Below are 20,352 nucleotides of genomic sequence, written 5' to 3'. Positions count from 1 at the left end.
TGCGAAACATACCAGAAAGTGGACTCAGATTGGAGTGTTGCTGAACATTTTTTCAACGATTTTTGTTAAAAAATTTTGATTGGAAGGATAAACGTAACAATGCTAATTGTGGTTGATATCGAGCAGATATAAAAAAGCGACAGTAAGCCTGTCGCTTTCAAGTGCCACCTCGGTGACGAAACCGTGACCAACCTCACTAACAACAATGCCCCAGCGAATTCACAAGGGCATTGTTGTAAAAGGTTGCTCGAACCATATAAGGGGGTATCTACCCAATTAACTTCAAGATGCAGGATCTCAAATCGCTTGGGTATATTAGTGCAGACCGCCAACGTATTTCGACAGAACTTCAATATCTTGGTCTGTCATTTTCTTAGCGATGTCACTCATCATGCCATTCATATCGTTACCACGGTTGCCATCGCGGAATTTTTCTAGTTGAGCTTTGATGTAGTCAGCATGCTGACCAGAAATTTTAGGAAAACCTGAAAGCTCAGTACCATTACCTCGTGGACCATGACAAGCAATGCATGCGGTTAGCCCACGCTCAGCATCACCCGCGGTATAAAGGTTTTTTCCTTTCGCTACCACATCTTCAGGCGTTGAGTTCTCTGAAATGGGCAGAGACGCATAATAAGCGGATAGATCAGCGATATCTTCATCACTTAGTGGCATTGCCATCCCACTCATTACCGGGTCATAACGACCTTGTTTACCACCACTTGTCATGCCTAGCTTAAGATCTTTTAACTGCTTCTCAAGATACTTCGCGTGTTGGCCTGCGAGTTTCGGGTATGTTGTTATTGCACTGTTGCCATCTGCTCCGTGACAGGCGACACAGGTTTGTGATTTTGCTTTACCAGCCTCAATACTACCTTGGGCCCATACTGAGCAACTGGCTAAAAGACTCAAAATTAGCGCTAATTTCTTCATGACATTCCATTATAATTATCAAGCTTCCAGTACCACGGAATATGAACATACCGCGTACACTCATGGTACAATAGGCGCCCTTATGCCGAGCACGGTTATTTTACACATTTTCACAAAAAAGTAATCAATCGACTACACAAAGTCGAGATGGAGTTAACAGTGAGCGTAAAAATTCATTACCAAAATACGCATTTCATCACCAGCGCACCCGATATTCGTCACCTGCCGGAAGACGAAGGTGTCGAAATTGCGTTTGCAGGACGCTCAAACGCTGGTAAATCAAGTGCACTTAACCGTCTAACTAATCAGAGAAGCTTAGCCAAGACATCCAAAACACCTGGTCGCACCCAATTGATCAACCTTTTCAAAGTAGAAGAAGGTTGTCATATTGTCGATCTACCGGGGTACGGTTTTGCTCAAGTACCACTAGAAATGAAAAACAAATGGCAGAAATCTTTGGGTGAATACCTGCAGAAGCGCCAATGCCTAAAAGGCTTGGTGGTTCTGATGGATATCCGTCATCCAATGAAAGATCTCGACCAGCAAATGATTTTCTGGGCTATTGACAGCCACATCCCAGTACAAGTCTTACTCACCAAGGCAGACAAGTTAAAAAGTGGGGCGCGCAAACAAACATTGTTGAAAGTGCGCCAGCAAGTGGAAACTTTCGGCGGCGATGTGGCTGTTGACGTATTCTCTTCATTAAAGGGATTAGGCGTTGATCAGCTGCGCGCTAAACTGGACACTTGGTTTGCACCTGCGTTCGCTCACCTGATGGAAGAAAGCGAACTGGATACACCAGAGAACCACGAAGAATAATTAACAATTGTTGTTAATTATTTTTGACACAGCCCTGCCTTTTGGTCGGGCTTTTTGCTGCTCAGAGGGTGGAAAGCGCGAATTTCAGGTAATAAAAATCCCCACCTTCCTGGTAGGGATAACGGGAGAGAAAAATTGGTACTTATTATTATGTCCCAAAGCATTGCTGAACTATCGGATGATTTCAATAGCTTAAAAAGCCGTCTAACTTTAGCTTTCGCTTAATCAACTCACAACCATAACAAGTAAAGAAAATACAATTCAATAAGTTAGACAGTAACCTGCCCATTTCCACGTCAACTTAGTTTCCTTCAAGAAAAAATCATAGTGTGATTGGCATAAATTTACAGACTGATAGTTTGTGAGTTTTGAAGAAAATTGGAGTGTAGACAATAGGTTAAGGGTGGGTGAAATATAAAGACAAGTCGTTACCAGCCCAAGCCATTGAACAAAAAGAAAAATTTTCTTTCGCCCAATAAAAAACGCCCCAGTCAAAAAGTGACTGGGGCGGCTGAATCAGCCTAATCCAATAACGTGAAACAAAAGGTCTGAAAGATAGAACATCTTACCTCTGTACCCTACGAGTATTAATGTACAACAATTGGTCAGAATTGCAAAGAATTTTTGTAGTTTTTTTTCATGAAATTTTTATTAAGCAACATTAAAGCTAACTTTGCGCTCGCTTTTTTAATCGCTAAAAAAAGCCAACGTTTGTGCGCTAGCTCATACTTAATTGGCAGAAATGGTTTAAAAGTGACTAATGGGCTTGATCCCAGTTATCACCATGACCAGCTTCCGCGATTAAAGGCACTTTCAGTTCTGCTGCAAACTCCATCAGTTTCTGTACTTTACTTTCAATTTCGGACAATGATGACTCTTCAACTTCAAAGACCAATTCATCGTGTACTTGCATTAACAACTTCACACGACCATTACCTTCTTCCTGAATCCACTGGTCCACAAGCAACATCGCTTTCTTGATGATGTCTGCTGCCGTGCCTTGCATCGGCGCGTTGATTGCCGCTCGCTCTGCCGCTTTACGACGCATACCATTACGCGATTTAATTTCGGGTAGGTGCAAACGTCGACCAAAAATCGTTTCAACGTAGCCTTTATCAGCCGCCGTACTGCGTGTATCTTCCATATACTGCATTACGCCAGGGTAACGTTCGAAGTATTTATCCATGTAGGCTTGCGCTTCGCCGCGAGGGATCCCCAATTGCTTCGCCAAGCCAAACGCACTCATGCCGTAGATAAGCCCGAAGTTAACGGCTTTAGCGCGGCGACGCTGTTCACTCGATACTTGATCAATATCCAACCCCATGATTTCTGCCGCGGTTGCGGCGTGAATATCTTTTCCGTCACGGAATGCATCCAATAGTGCTTGGTCGCCAGAAAGGTGCGCCATGATGCGCAGTTCGATTTGCGAGTAATCGACCGCTAAGATTTTGTGACCCGCTTGCGCGACAAATGCTTGGCGTATGCGACGACCGGCTTCGTTACGAATTGGAATGTTCTGTAAGTTCGGATCGGTAGAAGATAGACGACCAGTTGCGGTGACCGCTTGATGGTAAGAAGTATGCACTCGCCCTGTATTTGGGTTGATCATCTTCGGCAGCTTGTCCGTGTACGTCGATTTAAGCTTCGCCAAACCGCGATATTCCAAAATCAATTTTGGCAATGGGTAATCGAGCGCCAGCTCCTGTAATACTTCTTCATTGGTCGACGGCGTACCTGATGGCGTTTTCTTCACAACCGGTAAACCCATTTTTTCAAACAGGATGGCTTGAAGTTGTTTGGGCGAGTTCATGTTGAACTCTTGCTCTGCAATTTCGTATGCCTTCTTCTCAAGTTCATCGAGGCGTGCCGCAATTTCTACCGACTGTGCGCTTAATTGCATTTCGTCAATGAATACGCCAGTTCGTTCAATGCGAGACAGCACAGGCACCAACGGCATTTCTATTTCTTCGTAAATGGTCTTTAAACTTTCATCTTGCTCGATATTAGCAAACAGGCGATTGTGCAGACGAAGGGTCACGTCCGCATCTTCTGCCGCATACGGTGATGCTTGATCTAATTCGATTTGGTTAAACGTGAGTTGTTTTTTGCCCTTACCTGCAATTTGCTCAAAGGAGATGCAACTGTGCTGAAGAAAGCGCAGTGCCAAGCTGTCCATATCGTGTTTACCACCCACACTGTTGTAAACGTACGATTCCAACATGGTGTCGTGCTTAATGCCTTTTAGCTCAATATTGTACCGAGCCAATACAGACGCATCGTATTTGAGGTTTTGACCGACCTTAGCTAACGACTCATCTTCCAAAATCGGTTTTAGTTGCTCAAGAACCCAGTCGCGATCCAGTTGCTTCGGTGCATCTAAATAGTCGTGAGCAACTGGTACGTATGCCGCGATACCTTCATCGATAGCAAATGACAAACCAACTAGGTTTGCGACCATGTAATTTAGACTGTCAGTTTCGGTATCGAAAGCAAATAACTCAGCAGCTTTGAGTTTTTCTAACCACGTATTGAACGCTTCTTCATCTAGGATGGTTTCATATTGGCTACGATCGAGAGTAACAGCGGAAGTTTCCATCCCTGATGGAGAAGATGATGCTTGAGCTGAGCCTGCCAGTTCGACCGCGACAACAGAGCCAGAGCCACCTTCCAGTAATTCATTCAGCCAAGATTTAAACGTCAGTTGACCATACAGCTTAATCAGTTCGTCTTTATTTGGCTCCGCTTTTAGTAACGAGTCTGGCGTTTCTTCTAACGCAACATCTAGCTTAATGGTCGCCAGCTCGTACGACAGCATCGCATTTTCTTTGTTGTCGATAAGCTTCTTCGCCATCGTTTTTGAACCACGGAAGCCAAGAGCAGCAACATCATCAAGATTTTCGTACAACTTGCTGATGCCGCCAATACCTTGTAGCAATGCGGTGGCGGTTTTATCACCCACACCGGGAACACCAGGAATGTTATCGACTTTATCCCCCATCAACGCGAGATAATCGATGATCAACTCTGGTGGAATGCCGAACTTTTCAATCACACCGTTGCGATCCATGACCACATTGGTCATGGTGTTGATCAACGTAATGTTGTCATCCACCAGCTGCGCCATATCTTTGTCACCAGTACTGATCAATACAGGCATGCCCTGTTGTGATGCTTGGTAAGCAAGTGTTCCAATCACGTCATCGGCCTCGACACCAGGGACGCAAATCAGCGGTAGTCCCATCGCACGAATCACATCATGTAGCGGTTCAATTTGGCAGCGCAGATCATCTGGCATTGGTGGACGGTTTGCTTTGTATTCCGGAAACATATCGTCTCGAAAGGTTTTCCCTTTCGCATCAAAAACTACCGCAATACGGTCAGAGGCGAACTGGCGCATCATGCTGCGTAACATATTCACCACACCGTAAACAGCATTAGTGGGAATTTCACCATTACTCATCGTGCCAGGATAGGCATGAAAAGCGCGGTATAGGTAAGAAGAACCATCAATGAGGATCAACGGGTTTTCAGGAATACTTGCCATAATTGTCTGTATCCAAATCAGTACTTAATAGATCTGCTTAGAATGCCATGACTACAGATCTGAATCTATCTTGTTCGCTCGATTCAACTCGCGTAAATATTCCGGTGTTATTCACAAAACCCACACCATGCTGTGGATAAGTCTGTTCATAGAAATTATCCACTGGTTATCCAACACTAGATAAAACACAAAGCATTACATTCAAAGCATTGTTTTTATTGATATTATTAAAAAAACAGTGAACTAATCAACGATCCTTAAATGATCATCACGTGTGGAAAAGTTATGGATAGAGACGTCAAATAGAAATTGTAGAAAGAAAAAAGCGACCCAAATGGGTCGCCTAGCAGAAGTGATAAAGCAAATTCTGTCATTAGAATCGCTTCATCAAGAAGCTATAAATTACACTGGAAGCAATGTGAGCAATGTCGTGTCAAAAAGAATTCGTGCAAGTTCTCAGAAAAATGTTTCATCACTTCTCAACTTTCAGTTAATCAACTTCTGTTAATAAGTCATTCAACGTTCTTGTGAACTCTTCCTCATTCCCTAAGACAGGGTTAATAATAATGATTCTCATTTCTCAGTCAATAGTTAAATGAGAAAAAGTCTCATTTATTTTCACATCGCTTTAATGAAATGAACTCGAGATTCACGAAGGTTAACTTTTTCTTCAAATTTTTCAATGATATAGCCATTTCTCAATAACAATCGAAGCATGGCGGGAAACTGATTTCGAGATTTCACTTTTAGCGTGTTGTAGCCTTGCTCTGCTGCCCAGTCTTCTTGCGCCTCCAAAAGCATCTGTGCCACACCTTCGTTACGAGCTTCTGGTACGACACCGCCAAGCCAACTATAAAAAACACTCTCATCCAACTCGTAACCTATTTTGAAGCCTACGATCACGCCATTTTTTTCCGCAACTAGGATTAAGCTGTTTCTTTCTCCTAGCCGCTGCGTCATGGAGTCAACGGTTTCTCCTTTAGCGAACTCTGTCACACGAGCCACCACTTTAAGCGCTTCTTCCAATGTTCCTTCACGAATCAACATTGTCATTATTTTATTCTCCAGAAATAAATATACCCAAGCTCCTTAGATTGTTTACTTTTGTAATCCGTCTGAGGTTACTTGGGTATATACAGACGAACACTCTTGTTAGTCCGGTGTTTCTCACAAGCAATAATTACTCTTCTGTCGCTTCCTGTGTACGATTTAGGTGTTGAGCCGTTTGTGCGTTCTCTTCTGCCAGCCACTCTGCTACGTCTTTAGCAAAGTAAGTTAAAATGCCGTCCGCACCTGCACGTTTGAAACACAGGAGTGATTCCATCACAATTTCACGCTCTTTGAGCCAGCCATTCATGATCGCCGCTTTGTGCATTGCGTACTCTCCAGAGACTTGATACGCAAATGTCGGTACTTGCAACTCGGTTTTTACACGGCGGACTACGTCTAAGTATGGCATACCAGGCTTAACCATCACCATGTCCGCACCTTCATTAATGTCCAGCGCCACTTCGTGCATCGCTTCATCAATGTTAGCGGGATCCATTTGGTAGTTTTTCTTGTTGCCACCTTTTAGGTTGGAAGAAGAACCGACCGCATCACGGAATGGTCCGTAGTAGTTCGATGCGTATTTCGCCGAGTACGCCATGATTTGTGTATGAATGTAACCCGCATCTTCTAGTGCTTCGCGGATCTTACCAATACGACCATCCATCATGTCAGAAGGTGCGACGACGTCAGCCCCCGCTTCTGCGTGAGACAGCGCCTGCTTCACCAACACTTCTGTGGTTTCATCATTCATGACATAGCCATCTTCATCGATGATGCCGTCTTGGCCGTGTGTGGTAAAAGGGTCGAGTGCCACGTCTGTGATCACACCGATTTGAGGGATGTGTTCTTTAAGCGCACGTACTGCGCGCTGAACCAAACCTTCTGAATTATAAGCTTCTGTAGCACATAAGCTTTTAGCGTCTTGGTTTACGACAGGGAAAAGCGCGATTGCTGGAACGCCTAGATTGGCAAGGTATTGTGCTTCTTCTAGCATTAAATCAATCGACAAACGCTCTACACCCGGCATGGACTCCACGCTCTCACGGCGATCTTTCCCCATCAAAATGAACATCGGATAAATCAGATCATTCACAGAAAGTTGGTTCTCAGCCATCAAACGACGGCTAAAATCGTGCTTACGTAAACGACGCATACGGCGTGCAGGGAATGGACCTTGAATTGATACAGACACCATTTTCTCCTTGTCTGGACGGTTAGGATGATCGAATCATCTGGTGACTAAAATCATATCACTCTTGATGCACCTTGCGAGTGGCAATCTGGAAAAAGGGACTGAAAAAAACTGAAAATGACCCAACACTCACACTCAAGTATACTTCTCATCTTACACAAACGATAAAGTATAGAGACCAACGATGATCGATACCCACGCACACATATACGCCAGCGAATTTGATAATGACCGCGACGACGTTGTAAAACGTGCCTTAGCCCAAGGCATTGATAAAATCCTACTGCCTAATATCGATCTCGACTCTATCGCGCCCATGCTGCAAACCGAAGCAACGTATCCTGACGTGTGCCATTCCATGATGGGGCTTCATCCCTGTTATGTGGATGGCAATGTTGCACAAACGTTGGACATCATCCGCGGCTGGTTTGAAAAGCATAAATTTATTGCTGTGGGCGAAATCGGCATCGACCTGTATTGGGATAAAACCTATCGTGCCGAGCAAGAGATGGCATTTACTACACAGCTTAACTGGGCAAAAGAGCTAGATTTACCGGTCGTGATTCACACTCGTGACTCGATTGAAGAGACACTAACACTGCTACGTCAGGAGCAAGATGGCCGTCTACGTGGTGTGTTCCACTGTTTTGGTGGCACATTAGCGGAAGCCCAAGCCATTAATGCGTTAGGCTTTCACCTTGGATTGGGTGGCGTGTCGACATTCAAAAATGGGGGAATGGATAAGGTGATTCCTCACCTAGACATGGCGTGGGTCCTTTTAGAGACCGATTGTCCATACTTGGCCCCCGTGCCTCATCGAGGTAAGCGCAATGAGCCCGCTTACACTGCATTGGTTGCGCAGCGTGTTGCCGGTTTACGCGAGGAAGAGGTGGCGACAATCGATGCAATCACAACCGAAAACGCGAAAACTCTTTTTCATCTTTAGCGGCTCGATTGAGCCGCTTTTAAAGCCCGATGAGCATTACTCTTCAGTTTCTGTTTCCGTGTTTTCACTTCTTCGCGTATAGAAACGGGCAAAGAACAAGCCAACTTCAAACAGCAAACACATTGGGATTGCCAATAAGGTTTGCGAGATCATGTCAGGTGGTGTCAAAACCATCCCGATAATAAAAGCCGCAACGACAATATAAGGGCGTTTTTCTTTTAACTCTTGCGGTGTCGTTGCGCCCGTCCAACACAGCAAAATGATGGCAACCGGTACCTCAAATGCAATACCAAACGCCATAAACAGCGCCAGAACAAAGTCTAAATAGCTAGAGATATCCGTTGCGAATTCAACACCACCAAGTGAAATCGCCGTAAAGAAGCCAAAGACTAGTGGGAAGACGACAAAGTAAGCAAACGCGACACCACAGTAAAAGAGCAAGGAACTCGAAAATAGCAACGGCATGATCAAGCGGCGTTCGTGTTTGTACAAGCCCGGCGCAATAAAGGCCCAGATTTGATGCAAAATGAAAGGCACCGCAATAAATACCGAAGCAATTAATGTCAGCTTAAGTGGCGTAAAAAAGGGTGACGCCACATCCGTTGCAATCATGGTTGCCCCTTCCGGTAAACGTTCTACCAAAGGCGCGGAAACAAACTCATAAATGTGGTTGGAGAAATAAATTAGCCCGACAAACACCACCAACACTGCCAAGATTGCGCGCAGTAGTCGGTTGCGAAGTTCTAACAAATGACTAATTAAAGGTTGTGTCTGCTCGACGGTAGACATGGCAAACCTCTTATTAAAAAACAGATCAAAAAGGAGCTACCAATCACTAGCAGCTCCTCCTAATGAGACTATTCGGCTTTCTTATCTGCCGCTGTAACCTTACTCTCTTCCGCTTTTGCTACCTTATCAAGCTCTGATGCTGCTTTTGCAGGCTCAGCGTCTGACTCAGTTTTGTCTGCGTAAGGGCGGTTTACAGATTGCGCTGCTTTCTTGAGCTCTTCGACTGAAGATTTCAACTCAGGAGACAGGTCTTCCATCCCCATTTTCTCAGCTTTACGCAAGTTTTCTTGCAGCTCTTGGACTTTCAGCTCGTGTGACAATTCGTCTTTAACGTTATTTGCCATACTCTTAGCGGCACCGATAAAACGAGACACGCTACGAATAGCATGAGGCAAACGCTCCGGGCCAAGAACGACCAGACCAACAACAGATATTAATACCAGTTCCCAAAAACCGATATCAAACACGTTTTATGCCTGCTCTTTGTCTTTTTTTGTTTCGGTCGCAGCTTCTTTTTTCTGCTGCTCTTCTAAGCTTTTTGGCTCGAAGTCTGCGTCTTTGTCATCCTTCGCCGCACCTTCATCACTCATCGCTTTTTTGAAGCCCTTAACGGCACCGCCCAGATCACCACCGATACCACGCAGTTTCTTCGTTCCGAACAACAATACGACAATTACAGCAATAATTAGAAGTTGCCAAACACTGATACCACCCATTCTCTTTACCTCGGGTCTTTAAACTAAATTATTTCAAGAGTTTAACGTCTATTGACGATAAGCTCGCCAACTAAACAGCCAAAATGTGATTCCTGCGATACCGCTGGCCACCGACAGCTGCTCAAAAGCGTTATTCACCAATATTGCCGAGCATACGGCTAAAGTGGCGCCAACGCCAAATAAAAAATTCCCCGTTGCCTGCTGACGCTTGCTTTGACGGTACCCTTGATAAAGCTGATCCATTCTTTGGTTCATGGCTTTACCTTGCTTGAGGCTATCGTAAAGCAGCTCTGGCAACTCTGGTAACTTCTCCGCCCAAAATGGTGCGCGATCTTTAATCGCATTCACTAGCGCTTGCGGCCCAACTTGATTCATCATCCATTCTTCTAGAAATGGTTTTGCGGTCGCCCACAAGTCAAGCTGAGGGTACAACTGGCGACCAAGCCCTTCCACGTACAACAACGTTTTTTGCAGCAGCACCAACTGGGGCTGAACCTCCATGTTGAATCGACGTGCTGTGTTGAATAAGTTCAACAGCACATGACCAAAGGAGATTTCACACAGCGGCTTAGCAAAAATCGGCTCACACACTATGCGTATCGCGAACTCAAACTCGTCGACATTAGTATCTGCGGGTACCCACCCTGAATCCACGTGCAACTCCGCTACTCGACGATAGTCACGGTTGAAGAAGGCCAGGAAGTTTTCCGCTAGATAACGTTTATCTTCACTGTTAAGTGTACCAACGATCCCACAATCTAGCCCGATCCACATTGGATTTTCTGGGTGTTCGGGGTTAACGAACACATTGCCCGGATGCATATCGGCATGAAAAAAGCTGTCTCGGAACACCTGAGTGAAGAAGACACTTACGCCGCGCTCAGCAAGCAACTTCATGTTGGTGCCGTTGGCTTTCAAGCCTTCAATATCAGAGACTTGAATGCCATATATTCGCTCAGAAACCATGACAGTTTCATTACTGAAGTCAGGAAAAACTTCAGGAACATACAATTCTTCACTGCCTTCAAAGTTGCGACGCAACTGAATCGCGTTCGCGGCTTCACGTCGCAAATCGAGTTCATCGAGCAGCGTTTTTTCGTACTCACGCACCACTTCAACCGGTTTCAAACGACGTGCTTCAGGCATCGCTCCGGCGACTATACGCGCCATTCGGTGCATCAGTTTTAGATCTGAATCAATCACCGGACGAATATCTGGACGAATAACCTTTAATACCACTTCTTGGTTAGTGTCTTTTAAACGCGCAGTATGCACCTGTGCAATCGACGCCGACGCCAGTGGTTTGATATCAAACTCGGTAAACCAGTTTTCTAACGAGCTACCTAACGCTTGCTCCATCTGCTTTTTTGCTCGCTCACCATCAAATGGGGCGACTTGGTCTTGAAGTAACGCAAGCGGATCAGCAATATGCGGAGGAAATAAGTCCCGTCGCGTCGACATCATCTGACCAAACTTGATCCAAACAGGGCCAAGCTCTTGCAACGCCAAACGCAAACGCTCACCAAGCGGCTTCTCAGGGTGCTTATTCTTAATCCAAAATAGGCTTTTGCGCATTAAAAGTGGCGCTTTAGTCAGTTGATGCTCTGGCAACAACTCATCCAAGCCGTATTCCAGTTGTACTTTGGCGATGTGGTATAAACGCTTGAGTTCTGCAGGGGTCATGATGTCTCCTGCGCAAAGTTATCTGAATCGAGCTGACTCAGCAAAGCCGTCAAGCGCGCTTCAACGCGAGAGGCTTGACTGCGAACCTCGTCCACCTGATCACAAAAATACGCGACTTCTAACGGTCCTGGTGCCAATTTCCACTCTTCTGTCACCACTTGCGCAAGATGACGTTGGTGTTTGTCTGCTTGAGAGGCAAAAAAACTGCCGATGTCTTTTGAGCCTTGTACGAAGGTATGCGCGGCGACATCGCCAATCACGCGAGACAACCACTCTTCGACATCGGGTTTACAATCGACCATCAATTGAGAGAACTTTTGCGCCAATTGGATATCGCCTTCAAGCTCAAGCTTGTCTTGTTTAATAAGGCGAGTGATATTGGCTTGATCACGCAGTTCTGGCAATACACTTACGTTTAATGATAGGTAGCAATCGGGCTGCCCTTCGTAATGACCCAACACATCAATTTGTTGACTAAAAATGAACGTCAGTGTCTTGTTGAGCTCTTTAAGGTGAACTTGAATAACCTGACCTTTTAGCCGCGCCAAACGACGACCTAGCGCAGGGTCATCTTTAATCAATGTGTTCAGCGAGGTTTCAATCACAGCAGTGATCAGCGATTCAAATGGCATGCCGTTTTACCCTTAGAATTTATAACCGCGATGCAACGCCACAATACCACCGGTTAGGTTGTAGTATTTGGTGTTTTCGAACCCCGCATCAACCATCATCCCTTCCAGTGTTTCTTGGTCTGGATGCATGCGGATTGACTCTGCTAGATAACGGTAGCTCTCTGAATCATTCGCCACTAACTCACCTATTTTCGGTAAGAGGTGGAATGAGTACGCGTCGTACACTTTCGATAACGGATCCAGCATGGGTTTTGAGAACTCCAGCACCAATAGGCGTCCACCGGGCTTAAGTACGCGGAACATTGAGCGAAGCGCTTTGTCTTTGTCGGTCACATTACGCAGACAGAAACTGATGGTGATCACATCAAAATAATCATCTGGGAACGGCAGTTCTTCCGCATTGGCTTGAACATAATGCACGTTACCGACAATGCCGTTGTCGCGTAGCTTGTCGCGCCCAACGTTAAGCATTGAGTTATTAATATCGGCCAAGATGACATGACCTTCATCGCCAACAATGCGCGAGAACTTCGCGGTTAAGTCACCGGTACCGCCACCAAGGTCAAGAATACGCTGTCCTGGGCGAGCGCCACTACAATCGATGGTAAAGCGCTTCCAAAGGCGGTGAATACCACCCGACATCAGGTCATTCATGATGTCGTATTTCGCTGCTACTGAATGGAAAACTTCAGCAACTTTGGTCACTTTTTCGTTTTTCGCCACGGTGGAGAAACCAAAGTGGGTGGTTTCATTCTCTAACGCTGGATTGGATTGCAAGCTTGTGTCCGTCATTCTAATTCCTCTTAGGCAGCACTTTCTCACTACGGGCGTTTGCTGACAAATATAATCGCCCACTGCACTGCGGGCGATTAGTTTACTTTATCCTCAGCCGGATGTCTTTCTACTAACGGGTCATTTTCTGAAAATGCATCACGTTGCGCCAGCTGTGTGAGATCGGAAGAGATTGGACGTTTGATTTCTACCCCAAGGTGTTTAAAGCTTTCAGCTTGACGAATCACATTTCCGCGCCCCGTCGCGAGCTTATTCATTGCGCCTTGATAGCTTTGGTTGGCTTTGTCTAACGCCCCACCTAGCCCTTCCATATCATCGATAAACAAGCGCAGCTTGTCGTACAGTTTGGTCGCGCGCTGCGCAATTATTTTGGCGTTTTCATTCTGGCGTTCATTGCGCCAAAGGTTGTCGATGGTACGCAGCGCCACCAGCAACGTGGTTGGGCTGACCAAAATAATGTTCTGTTCCATCGCATCTTTGACCAAACTCGGATCAGCTTGAATTGCGACTTGGAATGCCGGCTCGACCGGAATAAACATCAGCACATAATCCAAGCTCTGAATGCCTTTGAGTTTGTGGTAGTCCTTCATGCTTAAGCCTTTGATGTGCGCGCGCAGAGCGGCAAGATGGGCGCTCAAGGCTTGGTCACGCTCGACATCGGTTTCCGCATTAAAATAGCGCTCGTAGGCGACCAACGCCATCTTTGAGTCTACGACCACTTGTTTATTTTGCGGTAGATGAACAACCACGTCGGGTTGGTAGCGCTTACCCGCTTCATTTTGTAAATTGACCTGAGTTTGGTATTCATGCCCTTCACGTAAGCCAGATTCAGCCAACACACGGGCGAGCACCACTTCCCCCCAGTTACCTTGCTGCTTATTGTCGCCTTTTAAGGCTTGCGTTAAGTTCACCGCTTCACGCGTCATTTGCTCGTTCAGGCGTTGCAGGTTTTTCAGTTCGTGAACTAATGTGTGGCGCTCTTTCGCTTCTTGGCTAAAGCTGTCATTCACATGCTTTTTAAACCCTTCTAACTGCTCCCTAAGCGGCGAGAGTAAGCCCTCCAAACTCTGGCGATTTTGCACATCGACCTTGGCGGTTTTGTCTTCAAATAATTGATTGGCGAGATGCTCAAACTGCTGTTTTAAGCGAGATTCGGCGTGTTCCAGAATTTGTAGCTTCTCAGCGTTGGCTTGGTTGATTTGCTCGTGACGCGCTTGTTGTTCCCGCAGTTGCGTTTCTAGACGAGATTTGTGCTCACGCATTTGTCCAAGCTCATCAAAATATTGTTGACGCTCTTGCTTGACCGCGTCGAAGTAACGCAATTTTTCCATGGCGGCCATGAGTTTTCCGTGCGTTTGACGCACGTCAAACGCTGCTTTGTCTCGCTCGTCATCTAGTTCATCCAGCTCTTGCTGAGCATTGGCAAGGCTTTGCTTCACCTGCTCAAGCTGCTGTTGATGCAATTGTTTTTCTGAAGCGAGTTGCTGTTCGAGAAGCTGAGTTTGGGTGATAAAGCGCTGTTTCACCCACCAACCTACTGCCGCGCCGCTGATGGTCGCCGCACAAAGAGAAGAAAGAATGAGAGATTGGTGCTCAAGAATCCATTGCATAATCGCGAGTTAGCCTGTGTTTTATATCTGTATCAATGGTATTTAGACACTGGATAAATGTCCAGTTTGTTGAATGAAAAATCCTCGCATACACTAGGCTCTCCTTCAACCTTCTCACTGACGCTCATATGAATACGACAGAGCGATACATCACCACACAGAGGCATCATGAACGAGCGTCGCGCCCTAGGATTTGGGCTCTCAGCAGTATTACTTTGGTCTACGGTTGCAACCGCATTTAAACTCACGCTGGCAGAGTTTACGCCGATTCAGATGCTAGGCGTGGCCAGTATCGTTTCTGCCATGGCGCTGACCTTCATCTGTGGTGTGCAAGGAAAGTTAAGCCAATTAACGGCTACGTTTCTCTCTAATCCTTGGTATTACTTGCTGCTCGGGTTAATTAATCCTTTGGCGTATTACGTCATCCTTTTTAAAGCGTATGACTTACTTCCAGCGTCTCAAGCGCAAGCCATTAACTACAGTTGGGCGATTACGCTCACCTTAATGGCGGCGTTTTTCTTAGGCCAAAAAATCCGCAATAAGGATTGGATTGCCTGTGGCTTCAGCTACTTGGGAGTCATTATCATTGCCACTCAAGGCAATGTGTTGGGCATGGAGTTTGAAAGCCCACTCGGCGTTGGCCTCGCGCTACTTTCCACGTTGCTATGGGCTGGGTACTGGATTCTGAATACCAAAAATAAAGCCGACCCCGTGATCGGCGTCCTCCTTGGCTTTTTAGTCGCCATCCCACTTGCCATCGGCTTAAGTATCTATGAAGGCGCAAGCTGGCAAGCCATCTCTCTCAAGGGTTGGGCGGCCGTGACTTATGTGGGCCTGTTTGAAATGGGCATTACTTTCGTCCTTTGGTTAAACGCACTTAAGTCCACCGAAAATACGGCTCGTATCAGTAATCTCATCTTCGCTTCCCCCTTTATTTCGCTCATGCTCCTCGCGACCATCATCGGCGAAGAGATTCACCCTTCAACCTTGATCGGTCTCATTCTGATCATCAGTGGTTTGGTTATCCAACAAGTGAGGTGGAGCAAAAAAGCCAACGCGGCTGACGTCTCTCACTAGTGCGTTGTTACCAAAACACAATGCAACGAGTTGGGTAAAAAGGAGAGGTAGCTAACAGTTTAACGATCTAAAGCGACTTACGCTGCGTCAAATTGCCGGTGCGTTGGATACGATGTCAATATAGCCCACTCGCTTAAGTTCGATTTTTATACCCACGGCCGCTTCAGGACACGTTATTAATGATGTTTCACTTCGCTATTCCTTCACCTTTGCTGGCAGATTGGCAACATGCTCTGCGACAATGCTGTGATGCCACTCAAGCTCAGGGGCAACTCTACACTCTGAGCAATTCCCAGCAGTGGCGATCGACTGAGGTATCGACTACCAAGCAAACTCATCACGCCATCGTCGCTGTGATTGAGCAAATCGCAGCTCAATTTACCCCACTCAGCTTTGAAGTGATCAGTAAGCCCTTTGAAGCGCAAGCTCTCAGCGTCGCTCCGGTTTGGCTGCCGAATGGCGAACTGTTTGCCGTGTTCACCCTGACCCACTCAAACGCTCAGACTACAGTGGTGTCAGCGTGGCTAAGCGCACTGGCAGGACGAGTGAGCTTTGATGTTAGCTCGCATTATTATCAACAAGCCCCAAAACATCATCCAACCGCGACAACAACGCCACTGCCAACGTTACAAGAGTTTATTAACTGCCTCGACGATCATGTTTGGATTAAAGGGGTGGACGGTCTCTACCTGATGACCAACCGAAGCGTGGAACAAGCCTGGCAAAAAACGAACCATGAGGTCATCGGCACAGACGACTTCGCACTGTTTAACCAAGAGCGTGCAGAGAAGTTCACTAATGCAGATAAATTGGTCATGGCGACAGGTTCGCAGAAAATCGTCGAAGAGTGCCGGAAAAGTGATGAACATACCCACCCAACTTGGTTGGAAACCATTAAATCTCCTGTCCATGACCATGCCGGTAATGTGATCGGCATCTTGGGCATGACACGCAACATTACTCGCCGAAAAATGATTGAGACTCAGCTTTCGCTGGCCTCGAGGATTTTCAACAACTCACAAGAAGGCATGGTGATCACCGATCGCAATGCCAACATCATTGATGTCAACCCAGCATTCACGCACATCACCGGTTATAGTTCGGAAGAAGTCATGGGGAAAAACCCCAGCCTGCTTCGCTCTGGCCATCATGACGACAGCTTCTACCAACAACTATGGCATCAACTCAAAACGAAAGGCCAATGGAAGGGAGAGTTCATCAACCGTAAGAAAGATGACAGCATTTACCCTCAGCTCGCGACCATTAGTGCGGTCATGGACGACAAAAACCAGCTGATTAACTACATTTGTGTGTTTGAAGATATCTCCGTGCGTAAAGCCCATGAAGAAAAACTGCAGCGCATGGCGTTTTATGATCCACTCACTAACCTGCCCAATCGTTCCCATTTAATCCGCCTACTTGAGCAGCACATCGACATGGGGCAAGAGTTTGTCACGCTGTTTTTAGATATCGACCATTTCAAACATATCAACGATAGCATGGGGCATTTCTGTGGTGACCAATTGCTGTCTAAGTTAGCCATTCGGCTACAAAACATTCTTCAAGTGAATGCTCATGTAGCGCGCATTGGTGGTGATGAATTCGTGATCATTTTGCCGAGCACCAACAGTGACATGGCATTACTCGAGACGGTAGGCAATATCTTAGCTGTCTTCCAGCAGCCTTTCGATTTGGTCCATCATGATTCATTGCGCGTCTCGACCAGCGTCGGCATCGCTTTGTATCCCAGAGATGGGCAAGACAGCGAAAGCTTGCTGAAAAATGCAGATACCGCTATGTACTTAGCAAAGAAAAATGGTCGTAACGGCTACGCGTTTTATTCGCCGGATTTGACGGATAAATCGGTATCACACGTACGCATTCAATCCGCGTTACATCAAGCGATAGAAAAGCAGCAGCTCCATTTGGAGTTTCAGCCACAATACCATGTAGAGCGAAACGTGATGATGGGTGTCGAAGTCTTATTACGCTGGCACCACCCTGAGTTTGGGCCTGTCTCTCCCTCCGATTTCATTCCGATTGCCGAAAAAACCGGGCTCATCCAAAGTATTGGCGAATGGGTATTAAAACAGGCTTGCTTGCAGGGTAATGCCTGGCTTGAGCGTGGTATCGAATTTGGCAGAATTGCGGTCAATGTATCGGCTTTACAATTGCAACAATCCAATTTTATTCATCGACTCCGTACGATACTTGACGAAACAGGATTTCCAGCTCAACGCTTAGATTTAGAAATCACGGAAAGCTTTTTGCTGATCGATCCGAAACACGCCATCACTTCGCTGAATCAACTGCGAGACTTGGGCATTGAAATCTCGTTGGACGACTTCGGCACGGGGTATTCATCATTGTCTTACTTAAAGGGCTTGCCCATTAATAAGCTGAAAATCGATCGTTCCTTTGTCAGTGATGTGCCAAGCCACAACGACAGCAACGCCATTGTGAATGCCATCATCGCAATGGGCAAAACGCTCTCGTTAAAAATCGTGGCTGAAGGTATCGAAACCCAAGAACAAGCCGACTATCTGTCCGATAACGGCTGCATTTATGGACAAGGGTTCCTGTTCAGTCGCCCAGTAACGGCGGACAAGCTCTTTCACTGACGTACAACGCGGTGCGCGCTGATCCCTAAAACCTTACGAGGCAGGGCTCAGTGATACCGCACTGATCGCTCAATAAAAATGTTAATGCAGACCAACAGCGGCATGCCGATGAGCAACCCCATACCGCCCCACAGCCAACCCCAAAAGACCAACCAAATAAAAATGACCAACGGGTTTAAGTTGAACCTTTTACCCAATAACGTCGGTGTCACAAACTGGCTCTCAATCAAATTGAGCAGCAAATAAAGAGACACGACGGTGAACATAAAGCTGACAGATTCCAACTGCAGGTAAGCAACAAAACCGAAGCTGACCATCGAAATAACGGGCCCTAGATAAGGGGCGAAATTCATTACGCCTGCAAATGCCCCCCATAAGAACGGGTCTTCCAGCCCCAACACAAAAAAGACCGCCCCAACACCCAAACCCAATCCAGCGTTGACGAAAGTAATAGTGCCGATGTAGCGAGATAAGTCTTTTTGCAGCGCTTTGACCAACGCTACCGCTTGGCGCTGTTTGGAAAATCCATGTAAGTTCGACACCGATTTGCGAAATAAGCTTCGCCCATGATTGAGCATAAAGTAAACCATAAACAGCACGATCATCGCTTGTGTCAAAATGGTCGGCGTCGTGGTCGCGAGTGTTTTCACTAAAGAAAATACCGTGTTGTTCCCGACTTCATCCATGCTCATGTTGCTGGCAATGTTCAGCGGAGTATTGAGGTGATCAGCTGATGCTTGAGTCACTTCGCTCACTTCTTGTGACACATTTTTCACGATACTGGGTAATTCGGACCACCACTGCTTGGCCGGTTCGGACATCGCCGCGACGCCCCCCACCGACGCCCCCACTAACAAGGTCAGGGTGGCCACTACAACAATGGTCCTAGGAAGGCCTTTACCTTCAAGATAATTGATCAAAGGGCTGCATAGCAAAGAGATAAAAGTGCTGATTATTATCGGCAGTAAAACTGGCTTAGCAAAGTACAGTCCAGGGACAAGCAACAAAACAAGCAGTGCGACGCTGATGGCCGTATTGGTAGGAAGGGTCCGTTTTGCATTCATAACTATTACTAATTCTTCGCGGTCATCACGAAGCTCGGTGAGACAAAGGCGTTATTGTGACTAGTCATCTATCGGAGCCGTTTCAGTGCCGACGTTTAGTTCAGCACCTCCCACTCCCGCGCGCTCATTTTCAGCGTGCGCCGCAACTGGGTATGATAATGACGCCGTGATATCAGAGACACTGTTCACAAAAAATCCCATTGAAGAGATTGAAGAGGTGAGACGAGACAAACGCCCTGCTTTCGCGGCGATCACCGCCACCAGAGCACTAACTCCTAGTGTCGTCCATGGGTGTTCTCTCACAAACTTCTTAGTGGTGAAGGTGAACATTTCCATCGATAAACAGCACTGTTCCAGCGATGCCTTACCTTCCATCCGCTTGACTTGCATTGCTCGATTGAGCTTTTGTAGCGAGCGCATTCCACCCCTCCTGCAACTGTTCCGTCGTATTTTTGAAGCCAAGGAAACCAACTAAACGTTTCTGCCACCAAGCCAGAGCAAATAGCGCCAAGCCTAAAGACGCGATAAAAACCCCGACAGCAATATACACGTTAGTGGTCAATTGATAAGCCACCACGCCAGAGGCAAGACACAAACTGAAAACAAACAGTACCGACAGTAAGGTAAAGACAACCGCACATAGCAAGATCTGCTGAGCGGCCGCGGAGTTGACTTTGAGTTCCAACAAGAACAGATCCAAAGTCGAACCCGACCAAGCTCTCAGCGATTTCGTCAGTTGTTCCAGCTGTAAGAGGATGCTGTTTAAACCGTTAATGGTTTGCTGCACCTCATGCTCTTCAGCCCCATCAGGGGCTTGGCCACTGTTTTCTGTGGCCGAGCTTGGTTGCTCATTAGCGATGTGTCCGGAGTTACTCATTGAAACA

Annotated in this window: 19 protein-coding genes; 4 read left to right on the top strand and 15 right to left on the bottom strand. The window is 46.4% G+C overall.

Features of this window, described 5'->3' with window-relative positions; genetic code table 11:
* Positions 1 to 315: 315 nt before the first annotated feature.
* On the bottom strand, positions 316 to 933 hold the full coding sequence (locus tag AC3D28_RS12005) for a c-type cytochrome (protein ID WP_488534873.1): 618 nt from the start codon (positions 931 to 933) through the stop codon (positions 316 to 318).
* Between the two features lie 159 nt (positions 934 to 1,092).
* Between AC3D28_RS12005 and yihA the strand changes: the two genes are divergently transcribed.
* Complete coding sequence (gene yihA, locus AC3D28_RS12000) at positions 1,093 to 1,752, top strand: ribosome biogenesis GTP-binding protein YihA/YsxC (RefSeq protein ID WP_098416846.1); 660 nt, start codon at positions 1,093 to 1,095, stop codon at positions 1,750 to 1,752.
* Between the two features lie 516 nt (positions 1,753 to 2,268).
* Here yihA and spfP read toward each other — a convergent pair.
* The 4 genes from spfP to hemB all read right to left on the bottom strand — a co-directional run bounded on the left by spfP (position 2,269) and on the right by hemB (position 7,538).
* Positions 2,269 to 2,316: a small protein SpfP gene (gene spfP / locus AC3D28_RS11995; RefSeq protein ID WP_438356636.1), complete on the bottom strand. Its 48-nt coding sequence runs from the start codon at positions 2,314 to 2,316 to the stop codon at positions 2,269 to 2,271.
* A 193-nt stretch (positions 2,317 to 2,509) separates the two neighbouring features.
* Entirely contained in the window at positions 2,510 to 5,296 is a 2,787-nt protein-coding gene (polA, locus tag AC3D28_RS11990) for a DNA polymerase I (RefSeq protein ID WP_488534872.1), read from the bottom strand.
* A 618-nt stretch (positions 5,297 to 5,914) separates the two neighbouring features.
* Complete coding sequence (locus AC3D28_RS11985; protein WP_179885740.1) at positions 5,915 to 6,349, bottom strand: GNAT family N-acetyltransferase; 435 nt, start codon at positions 6,347 to 6,349, stop codon at positions 5,915 to 5,917.
* Positions 6,350 to 6,476: 127 nt separating this feature from the next.
* Positions 6,477 to 7,538: a porphobilinogen synthase gene (gene hemB / locus AC3D28_RS11980; protein ID WP_098417127.1), complete on the bottom strand. Its 1,062-nt coding sequence runs from the start codon at positions 7,536 to 7,538 to the stop codon at positions 6,477 to 6,479.
* A gap of 184 nt (positions 7,539 to 7,722) precedes the next feature.
* Between hemB and AC3D28_RS11975 the strand changes: the two genes are divergently transcribed.
* Positions 7,723 to 8,484, top strand: a complete 762-nt coding sequence (locus AC3D28_RS11975; RefSeq protein WP_488534871.1) for a TatD family hydrolase — start codon at positions 7,723 to 7,725, stop codon at positions 8,482 to 8,484.
* A 36-nt stretch (positions 8,485 to 8,520) separates the two neighbouring features.
* Here the strand turns inward: AC3D28_RS11975 and tatC are convergent, their stop codons facing one another.
* From tatC to rmuC, 7 genes are all read right to left on the bottom strand, one after another.
* Complete coding sequence (gene tatC / locus AC3D28_RS11970; RefSeq protein WP_488534870.1) at positions 8,521 to 9,273, bottom strand: twin-arginine translocase subunit TatC; 753 nt, start codon at positions 9,271 to 9,273, stop codon at positions 8,521 to 8,523.
* A 68-nt stretch (positions 9,274 to 9,341) separates the two neighbouring features.
* Positions 9,342 to 9,740 carry a Sec-independent protein translocase protein TatB gene (gene tatB / locus AC3D28_RS11965; RefSeq protein ID WP_488534869.1) on the bottom strand — a complete coding sequence of 133 codons (399 nt, stop codon included), beginning with the start codon at positions 9,738 to 9,740 and terminating at the stop codon, positions 9,342 to 9,344.
* A 3-nt stretch (positions 9,741 to 9,743) separates the two neighbouring features.
* Entirely contained in the window at positions 9,744 to 9,989 is a 246-nt protein-coding gene (gene tatA / locus AC3D28_RS11960) for a Sec-independent protein translocase subunit TatA (protein ID WP_098416854.1), read from the bottom strand.
* Between the two features lie 48 nt (positions 9,990 to 10,037).
* Positions 10,038 to 11,672 (bottom strand): ubiquinone biosynthesis regulatory protein kinase UbiB, encoded by a 1,635-nt coding sequence (gene ubiB / locus AC3D28_RS11955; RefSeq protein ID WP_488534868.1) that lies wholly within the window; start codon positions 11,670 to 11,672, stop codon positions 10,038 to 10,040.
* Complete coding sequence (locus tag AC3D28_RS11950; protein ID WP_488534867.1) at positions 11,669 to 12,304, bottom strand: ubiquinone biosynthesis accessory factor UbiJ; 636 nt, start codon at positions 12,302 to 12,304, stop codon at positions 11,669 to 11,671. The genes ubiB and AC3D28_RS11950 overlap by 4 nt, the downstream gene beginning before the upstream one ends.
* A 12-nt stretch (positions 12,305 to 12,316) precedes the next feature.
* Complete coding sequence (ubiE, locus tag AC3D28_RS11945; protein ID WP_098416859.1) at positions 12,317 to 13,096, bottom strand: bifunctional demethylmenaquinone methyltransferase/2-methoxy-6-polyprenyl-1,4-benzoquinol methylase UbiE; 780 nt, start codon at positions 13,094 to 13,096, stop codon at positions 12,317 to 12,319.
* Between the two features lie 77 nt (positions 13,097 to 13,173).
* Positions 13,174 to 14,706: a DNA recombination protein RmuC gene (gene rmuC, locus AC3D28_RS11940; RefSeq protein WP_488534866.1), complete on the bottom strand. Its 1,533-nt coding sequence runs from the start codon at positions 14,704 to 14,706 to the stop codon at positions 13,174 to 13,176.
* 168 nt (positions 14,707 to 14,874) lie between these two features.
* Here rmuC and AC3D28_RS11935 point away from each other — a divergent pair, with 168 nt between their 5' ends.
* Positions 14,875 to 15,783, top strand: coding sequence for a DMT family transporter (locus tag AC3D28_RS11935; RefSeq protein ID WP_488534865.1), 909 nt, complete (start codon positions 14,875 to 14,877; stop codon positions 15,781 to 15,783).
* 182 nt (positions 15,784 to 15,965) lie between these two features.
* Positions 15,966 to 18,404: an EAL domain-containing protein gene (locus AC3D28_RS11930; RefSeq protein ID WP_488536086.1), complete on the top strand. Its 2,439-nt coding sequence runs from the start codon at positions 15,966 to 15,968 to the stop codon at positions 18,402 to 18,404.
* A gap of 47 nt (positions 18,405 to 18,451) precedes the next feature.
* Here the strand turns inward: AC3D28_RS11930 and AC3D28_RS11925 are convergent, their stop codons facing one another.
* From AC3D28_RS11925 to AC3D28_RS11915, 3 genes are read right to left on the bottom strand one after another with little or no spacing between them, the layout of a single operon-like run.
* Positions 18,452 to 19,468: an AI-2E family transporter gene (locus AC3D28_RS11925; protein WP_488534864.1), complete on the bottom strand. Its 1,017-nt coding sequence runs from the start codon at positions 19,466 to 19,468 to the stop codon at positions 18,452 to 18,454.
* Between the two features lie 60 nt (positions 19,469 to 19,528).
* On the bottom strand, positions 19,529 to 19,888 hold the full coding sequence (locus AC3D28_RS11920) for a DUF883 C-terminal domain-containing protein (protein WP_488534863.1): 360 nt from the start codon (positions 19,886 to 19,888) through the stop codon (positions 19,529 to 19,531).
* Positions 19,833 to 20,345: a hypothetical protein gene (locus AC3D28_RS11915; RefSeq protein ID WP_488534862.1), complete on the bottom strand. Its 513-nt coding sequence runs from the start codon at positions 20,343 to 20,345 to the stop codon at positions 19,833 to 19,835. Before AC3D28_RS11915 ends, AC3D28_RS11920 begins: the two co-directional genes overlap by 56 nt.
* Between the last annotated feature and the right edge of the window lie 7 nt (positions 20,346 to 20,352).

It is taken from the genome of Vibrio sp. TAP-3B (genome assembly GCF_057784735.1).
This window is presented reverse-complemented; position numbering and strand designations above follow the sequence as displayed.